This is a genomic window from Rhizobium sp. AB2/73 (assembly GCF_020871915.1).
Lineage (GTDB): Bacteria > Pseudomonadota > Alphaproteobacteria > Rhizobiales > Rhizobiaceae > Rhizobium > Rhizobium dioscoreae.
The window spans coordinates 150,836-158,599 of record NZ_CP067075.1; the positions used below are offsets into that span (position 1 = coordinate 150,836).

The 7,764-nt window shown below is 56.4% G+C and carries 5 protein-coding genes and 2 pseudogenes; 5 read left to right on the forward strand and 2 right to left on the reverse strand.

The annotated features are described in order from the left end of the window. Positions 1-40: 40 nt before the first annotated feature. Together istB (I8E17_RS34695) and istA are read right to left on the reverse strand one after the other, a co-directional pair. Positions 41-922 (reverse strand): IS21-like element ISRel3 family helper ATPase IstB, encoded by an 882-nt coding sequence (istB, locus tag I8E17_RS34695; RefSeq protein WP_113396553.1) that lies wholly within the window; start codon positions 920-922, stop codon positions 41-43. Continuing rightward, a pseudogene (gene istA, locus I8E17_RS34700) lies at positions 919-2,091 on the reverse strand (IS21 family transposase); the annotation flags it as partial. The pseudogene istA and the gene istB (I8E17_RS34695), both read right to left, overlap by 4 nt. Before the next feature lie 117 nt (positions 2,092-2,208). Between istA and I8E17_RS34705 the strand changes: the two are divergent. The 5 genes and pseudogenes from I8E17_RS34705 (at position 2,209) to virB11 (ending at position 6,896) form a co-directional block, all read left to right on the forward strand. After that, positions 2,209-2,655: a transposase gene (locus tag I8E17_RS34705; RefSeq protein WP_162750996.1), complete on the forward strand. Its 447-nt coding sequence runs from the start codon at positions 2,209-2,211 to the stop codon at positions 2,653-2,655. Continuing rightward, positions 2,648-3,001, forward strand: coding sequence for an IS66 family insertion sequence element accessory protein TnpB (gene tnpB, locus I8E17_RS34710; RefSeq protein WP_113367575.1), 354 nt, complete (start codon positions 2,648-2,650; stop codon positions 2,999-3,001). Before I8E17_RS34705 ends, tnpB begins: the two co-directional genes overlap by 8 nt. 69 nt (positions 3,002-3,070) lie before the next feature. Beyond that, positions 3,071-4,669 carry an IS66 family transposase gene (locus tag I8E17_RS34715; RefSeq protein ID WP_113367574.1) on the forward strand — a complete coding sequence of 533 codons (1,599 nt, stop codon included), beginning with the start codon at positions 3,071-3,073 and terminating at the stop codon, positions 4,667-4,669. Positions 4,670-5,007: 338 nt separating this feature from the next. Then, positions 5,008-5,667: pseudogene (gene istB / locus I8E17_RS34720) on the forward strand (IS21-like element helper ATPase IstB); the annotation flags it as partial. Between the two features lie 176 nt (positions 5,668-5,843). Beyond that, complete coding sequence (virB11, locus tag I8E17_RS34725) at positions 5,844-6,896, forward strand: P-type DNA transfer ATPase VirB11 (protein WP_113367309.1); 1,053 nt, start codon at positions 5,844-5,846, stop codon at positions 6,894-6,896. Positions 6,897-7,764 lie beyond the last annotated feature (868 nt).

Consider the following 7,764-nt stretch of genomic DNA (forward strand, 5'->3'; position numbering starts at 1 on the left):
CGTGAATTTTCCCCAGAAGTGCCGAAGTAAAATTCCCCAATTATGCCGACGTGGACGCCAAGGAGATTTGAGGATTTTTCGGTGGCCGACCGCGTGGCTTTTGAGGTGGAGTGAACGCCGGGGGTGCGATGAGGGCCTTGGATCGGACATGCTCCGGCATAAGCTCGGCATGCTGCCGCAACCGATAGCTTGATCCTTCGATCTGCACGACGACGGCATGATGAAGCAATCTGTCGAGCAGCGCCGTTGCGACGACGGGATCTCCGAAGACGTCGCCCCATTCTGCAAAGCCGCGGTTTGACGTCAGGATCATCGCGCCACGTTCATATCGCGCATTGACGAGCTGGAAGAAAAGATTGCCGCCGCCCTGGACAACCGGCAGGTAGCCGATCTCGTCGACAATCAGCAGGCTTGGCCTGCAGAAGAAGCGAATGCGCTCCTGAAGCCTGCCTTCTCGTTCGGAACGGGCAAGCGAACCAATGAGGTCGGCGAGCGTCGTAAAATATACACTCTTTCCGGCCTTCACAGCTTCGACACCGAGCGCTGTGGCGAGATGGCTTTTGCCTGTTCCCGGCGGACCAAGGAAATGAACGGCCTCGTGACGATCGACGAAGCCGAGTTGCGCCAGAGTGAGGATGCGGTCCCGATCGAGCGAAGGCTGGAAGGTGAAGTCGAAGCCGGCGAGCGTCTTGATCGTCGCAAGCCTGCCCATTCGCAGCGCGGTCTTGATCCGGCTGTTCTCGCGTAATGTGAGCTCCTCGGAGAGTAGGATATCAATGGCTTCCAGCGCGGAAAGCTCACCGTGCTCAAGGCGGCGTACGACATGGTCGAGAGCTTCGAGTGCACGTGGCATCTTCAGGCCGACGAGATCATGACGGATACGATCGATCATGGACGGAATGGCATCGAGGGCCGCGCTCATGGGCGGTTCTCCTGTGCCAGGACTTTGCCGACGGCGTCGTAGAAGGCGAGAGATCGCTGCAGCACGGTGTCACCAGCGGGTTTGACGACAATGGCGTCCTCGCGTGTCCTGGGCCGATGTTGCGACGAGAATGCTCGTCGATGGTCAGGATGAACCCGGCGCTGTTTACGGCCCTCCAGGACGGGATGGGCTGCGATCAGCATGCCGTTCTCGAAGATGCGGACCTCGTCGGCGAGAGAATGGACTTCCACCATTCGGCTTCGCGTAGCATCCGGAACGCTATAGGTGTTGCCGCCGACGCTGACCATGCCTTCCCGCGACACCCGGCGCTCCAGCTTCAGAACGGATTTGAACGGGGCCAGCGGCAACGGTCGCAGGTGCTTGCGCTCCTCGGCAAAGGCCTCATTGACGATGCGCAGGGTCGTGGCGTGCTTCCTTGGATTGGCGACGGTATCCAGCCAGTGCCGAAGCTGAACATTCAGGTCGTCAAGATTGCGGAACGAGCGGGCCAGGAAGAAGTCTTCGCGGATATAGCGAAACGGCCGCTCGACCTTGCCCTTCGTTTTGGCACGATAGGGTTTGCATGCCTTGGGATGGAAGCCATAGTGACGAGCCAGGTCTATGAGGGCGCGGTTATAGACGATGCCTTCTGTCTGGCCTTCGCCGATGACGGCAGTCTTCATCCGGTCGTAAAGCACTTCCCGCGGAGCGCCGCCGAGAGCCTCGAAGGCCGCTATATGGCAACGCAGGACGGTCGGCAGGTTCTGATGCATGACGAAGCGTGCCCAGATGAGACGGCTGTGACCCAGCACCATCGAGAACAGCCAGACGATCCTCGGCGTCATCGGTTCGTCAGTGAAGACGACATGAAACTGGGCGAAATCCACCTGAGCCTGTTCACCGGGCGGCGTCTCGAAACGAACTTCAAAGCCCTGACTTGCAGCGGGGCGAACATCACGAAGAAAATCCGTCACAGCCGTATAGCCGCCGGTATAGCCTCGCTCACGCAGTTCTCGAAACAATCGGCTGCCGGTCAGACCGGGGTAGGATTTGACCCGCTCCCGCAGGTAAGAAGTGAACGGGTCGATGACCGTCGCCCGAGGCTTTCTTGGACCATAGGCCGGAGCCTCGAGGCCTCGCTCTATGTATTTGCGCACCGTCTTGCGATCGTAAACGCTCATTTCTAAGCACCTTCATTGGTTGAATGGAGTGGTGCAAAGGGTGTCCACCGACTGAAAGGGTGGACACCGATGGGAACTATGGGAGCGAATGGAGACAAACCGCACGTGCTGTTTGTCGACCGGCAAGGCAACCATCACTACGATCGTGCATGGAAGAAGCAGGTTGTTGCTTGCGCCCTTGAGCCCGGCGCATCGCTGTCGCGCGTTGCCATTGATCACGGGATAAATACGAACCTTGTGCGCAAATGGGTGCGTAAGCACAAGGCAGCGGAAATGGAAGCCTTGTCACCATCGCCACCTTTGGCGTCGGCTTTTATTCCGGTTCGCATCGAGCCTGCTACAAGTGGCGTCATACCTGGACATAATAGTGCTCACGCGCTGGATTTGGCTGCGAGCAATCCTGGCGCGATGCAGCTGGCATCTGCGAAGGTGGCGTCACTCTCTTCTGTCACCAAGCTGAATGTGACTTTGCCCAACGGTGTGACGTTATCGCTGGAATGCGATGATGTACGGACATTAACAGCCGTCATCGGAGCGGTTAGGGATGTTTAAGTTTGCCTCTGACGTTCAGGTCTATCTGCACCGTGATCCCATCGACTTCCGGGGCGGGATCAACAGCCTTGCAGTCCTTGTCCAGGAGGAGATGGAACTCGACCCGTTCACGCCAGCGATCTTTGCATTTTGCAACCGGCGTCGGGACCGAATGAAGATTTTGTTCTTCGATCGATCCGGCTTTGTGCTCATATTGAAGCGATTGACCGACGACAAATTCCGCTGGCCACAGCGTCAGGAAACAATAGTGCAGCTTACGACGGAACAATTACACTGGTTACTTGACGGTATCGATATCGATGCGATGGTTCGCCATCCGGTACGGCAATATAGAATTGCTGGTTGATGCGAATATCGTAACAAAATCTGAATTCATTTATTGACGCCGTTGGTCGCGTTCGATTCAAGCATTGGGATGAATCGAACCGACAACCCCACTGTTGAAGAACTGATGGCGCAGATAGCTGCGCTGCAAGCGGAGAACCAGAAGCTCTCCGAACGTGTCTTCAAACTTGAGGAAGAATTGGCCCTGGCGCGACTGCACCGTTTTGCTCCGCGTAGTGAGAAGGGTGTTGATCGCGTCTTCAACGAAGCCGAACAGGCTGCCCTTGAGGCAGATGCGGACGAAGACCTCGCCGATACCGATGATGTGGACACCGCTGAATTGCCAGAGACGGGATTGCCGGACACCGAGGCGGGGCAAGGCAAAAAGCGCGGACGTAAACCGCTTCCTTCAAACCTGCCACGCGAACGTGTCGAATACGACCTCCCCGACGATCAGAAGATTTGTCCATGTTGCAGTCGCCGGCTGCATCGCATGGGTGAACTGGTCACCGAGCAGCTTCACATCGAGGTGAAGGCCAAGGTCTTGCAGAATGCGCGTGCCAAATATGCGTGCCGAAACTGCGACCGTACCGGCATCAAAACACCGATCGTTATTGCCCCGATGCCTGCGCAACCTTTGCCGGGCAGCATCGCCACGGCTTCGACGCTGGCCTTCGCGCTCGTTCACAAGTTTGTTGACGGCACACCGCTCTATCGGTTGAGCAAGGCCTTCGAACGGGCTGGCGTTCCCGTTAGTCGTGGGGCTCTCGGACATTGGGTGATCGGTTCCAGCGAGAAGCATCTGCATCGGATCTATGACGCGCTAAAACTGCGGCTCAGATCCCATTCCCTCATCCACGGCGACGAGACCACGGTTCAGGTGCTGAAGGAAAAGGACAAGACTCCCACCAGCATATCCTACATGTGGGCGTATCGCAGCAGCCAGGATAGTGACGAACCGATCGTGCTGCTCGATTATCAGCCCGGTCGAGGGCAGCAATATCCGCAAGCCTTCCTTGGAGATTATCGCGGTATATTGGTGAGCGACGGTTATGCGGCCTGGCGCACCTTGAAAGGTGCCACCCATATCGGGTGCATGGCTCATTCACGGCGGCGCTTTGTCGAGGCGCTGCGAGCCAGAAAGAAAGGCGGGGGACCACCGGAACAGGCGCTGAAATTCTTCGAGCAACTTTACCGGATTGAAAAACAGGCTCGCGAGGAAAAGCCAAATGATGGTGAAACGCAGGCTGACTGTATTCGTCGCTTTCGTCAACAGCACAGCATTCCCGTCCTGAATGCCCTCAAGGAATGGCTCGACAAGATTGCCCCGAAGGTTTTGCCGGAAAGCAAGCTTGAGGATGCGGTCTCGTATACGCGGAACCAGTGGGAATACCTGATCCGCTACACCCAAGATGGCAACATGCCGATCGACAACAACCTTTTGGAACGAGACATCAGAATCTTTGCAACGGGAAGAAAATCCTGGCTCTTTAGCGATACCGTAGACGGAGCAAAGGCCAGTGCCGTCATCTATAGTCTGATGTTGACCTGCCGCGCATGCCGCATCGAACCCCTTGCGTGGCTGCGACACGTCCTCGCGGAACTGCCCCAGCGGCGTCCCGACGACAATATTGACGACCTGCTCCCCTTCAACTTCCCCAAGCGCTCGAGTGTTGAAGCCGCCGTCTGATTCGCGACGATCCAACCTCAAATCATAAAGTAATCGGCAATCCCCAGGCCGAAGACCGCAAAATCGCCTCTTAATAACCCCCGAAATTAGCGCTTACTTGCGATCGATGCCAGTTTCTCTGGAAATAGCCGACACCGTCAGCCCCTGCTGATGCAGATCCAGGATCATGATTGTCTCCCTCAGCTTGATCACCAACATTCCCCTTCCGACCATCGGAAGGAGTATCGGTGATGACGCGCCGCCGGTCTTCCGGGGCGCGCCCCGGAAGACCGGCGGCCGCAGCACCTGGGGAAGATTCAAACGGCACTATTGGGGAGTATTGCTCCGGTAATGACAGAAGCCTCCAGCACGGCGAATGGCTCGCGATCCTGCTCGAACGGGAACAGACCTCACGTCGCCAGAAGCGCTTCGAAGCTAGAGCCCGTGCCGCCAGGCTGCGCCATGACGCCCAAATCGAGAATACCGATTTCCGAGCAGCGCGCGGTCTCGATCGCAACCTCTTCCTCAAGCTTTCCACCTGCGACTGGATCAGGCAGCGGCACTCCTTGCTATTGATCGGGCCGGCCGGCGTCGGCAAAAGTTGGCTGGCCTGCGCCCTTGGCCATAAGGCATGCCGCGAGGACCTTTCCGTCGCCTACCACCGCGTCCCCCGGCTATTCGCCTCACTCGCCCTGGCACGAGGCGACGGCCGCTATGCGAAGCTGCTCAAGAGCCTGGCCAAGACCGACCTTCTGATCCTGGACGATTGGGGACCGGAGAAGCTCAGCGACGAGCAACGACGCGATCTCCTGGAGATTGTCGAAGATCGCTACGAGCAGCGCTCGACCATCGTTACCAGCCAGATCCCCGTGGACCACTGGTACGATATGATCGGCAATCCCACGATCGCTGATGCCGTGTTGGATCGCCTTGTTCACAACGCCTATCGCATCGAACTTTCCGGCGAGAGCCTGCGCAAACATCGAATCCTGTCAGCCGAGGATGCAACTCAGGCTTGACCGAGCCGATATACGCCGACATTGATAAACCACGACCCAGAGACATTGCGGCCGTCCGGCTTAGCCTCGGAACCGCGTCCGGTATAACGCTGGAATAAGCGTCCGGTTAAAGATCGGAATTCCTGTCCGGTTTCATTGGAATACGCACACTTTGGTGACGAAGTAGGGGCAACAGCATGACAGAGAGGCAGGATGCAGCCGTTGTCAGCGAGCTCTTGAAGCCGTTTATCGTGTATCTCCAAGATGCGAGTCTATACGAGGTGATTGTCAATCGGCCCGGGCAGGTGCTTACGGAAGGTCCCGGTGGTTGGCGGACCTATGAAGCGCCGGAGCTCACCTTTGAAAAACTTATGCGGCTTGCTCGGGCTGTAGCCAGCTTCTCTCATCAGTCGATCGATGAGACGCGCCCTATCTTATCAGCGACCCTTCCCAATGATGAAAGAATCCAGATCGTCATCCCTCCAGCCACGTTGAAAGATACTGTCAGCATTACGATCCGAAAGCCGTCCTCGGTAGATTTCAGCCTCGATGACCTTGAGGAGAAGGGATTTTTCGCAAAAGCGCGTGCTTCAACTAATGCCTTGTCATCGCAGGATGAGGAACTCAGCGAAATTTACCGTGCCGGGCGTTTTAAGGACTTCCTTCGACAGGCTGTTATCGCCCGCAAGAACATCATCATCTCTGGCGCCACAGGCTCGGCAAAAACGACCCTTTCCAAAGCACTGATCAAACACATTTCAGATCACGAGAGAGTCATCTCGATCGAAGACACGCCGGAACTTGTCATCCCCCAACCAAATCATGTGCGTTTGTTTTATTCAAAGGGAGAACAGGGGCTTTCCAAGGCAGGCCCAAAGGAACTGTTGGAGTCCTGCCTTCGTATGCGGCCAGATCGGATCTTGCTTCAGGAGCTTCGCGACGGAACCGCGTTTTACTATATCCGAAATGTCAACTCGGGCCATCCTGGCTCAATCACGACCGTCCACGCGAACTCGGCCGAACTCGCTTTCGAGCAGTTGGCGATCCTCGTCAAGGAATCTGATGGGGGCAAAGGTCTTGATCGAACAGATATTCTTACCATGCTTCGCACCGGCATCGATGTGGTCGCTCAATGCAGCCGCGACAATGGACTGTTCCGCCTATCAGAAGTCTACTTTGCTGAATCGGCCCCCAAGGCGCGAGGACCGGCGCCCCCCGGCACAGTGCCAACCAGAAAGCCGTTACGATAGGACTAATCTCGGAACTCTCGCGCTCTGATTGGAGGTCGTTCTGCGTCCACCACGTATTCCGAACGCTCTCTAACCTGATTGTTCGACGCCTCGATCAGAACCGTTAGCGACCGTAATCACGTTCAAAAGGCTTCGTTTAGGGGAGTCCCGATTACTCTGCGCGACGAAAATTCTCTGATAGAGATCTTCACCAAACTCGTGGCAAGCGGGTCGCCTTCAACCAGCCTGAAGCTGCGTTTACCCTGATCATCACGCTCTGCCCGTAGGAAGATTTACGGTTCATCAGACTTTTTCCGAAGGCTCTGCGCAAGCTCGAACATATGGGTGACAAAGAAGATCTTTACGCCATCTGCGAGCAGTGCTTTCGTCATCAGCGGAGTAAAAGTAGGCCACGGCGATTTTTTTGTTGGATTTCAGCCGGCTTTTCGGGCTCGGCTGTGGGCAAGACGGTAGCTTTCGCTGTTCATTTCAAGGATGAAGAGGGCAAAATCTCCCGAACATCCTCTTGAATGCCGACAAGCAATCCCGACGTTGTGACGCCATTCTGTGGGGAGCTCCGTCGAAGAAAGAGTCAACAGGCAGATATGCCTCGTAGTGAAGGAAAGCTATTTTCCAAGGTTGATTTGCTTTATAGAAAGCGCGTTTGGCACCGACGGCGAGGCGGTATGATATCAACCAAAATGGGCGAAATGGACACCGAGCCATTCGCTGTGCACCTCTCGACAACTGCGGCCCCGCGAAGTTCGCTAGAAAAAGGCCACGCTCACGCTTACCCGGTCAGGCCGGAAGTTGTGAAGGACGCAAAGCTCCGCCGTGCCCTCCCTGTCTCACTCTTTAGTCCGTTGTGTGCGATGTGGCCCGTTTCGAA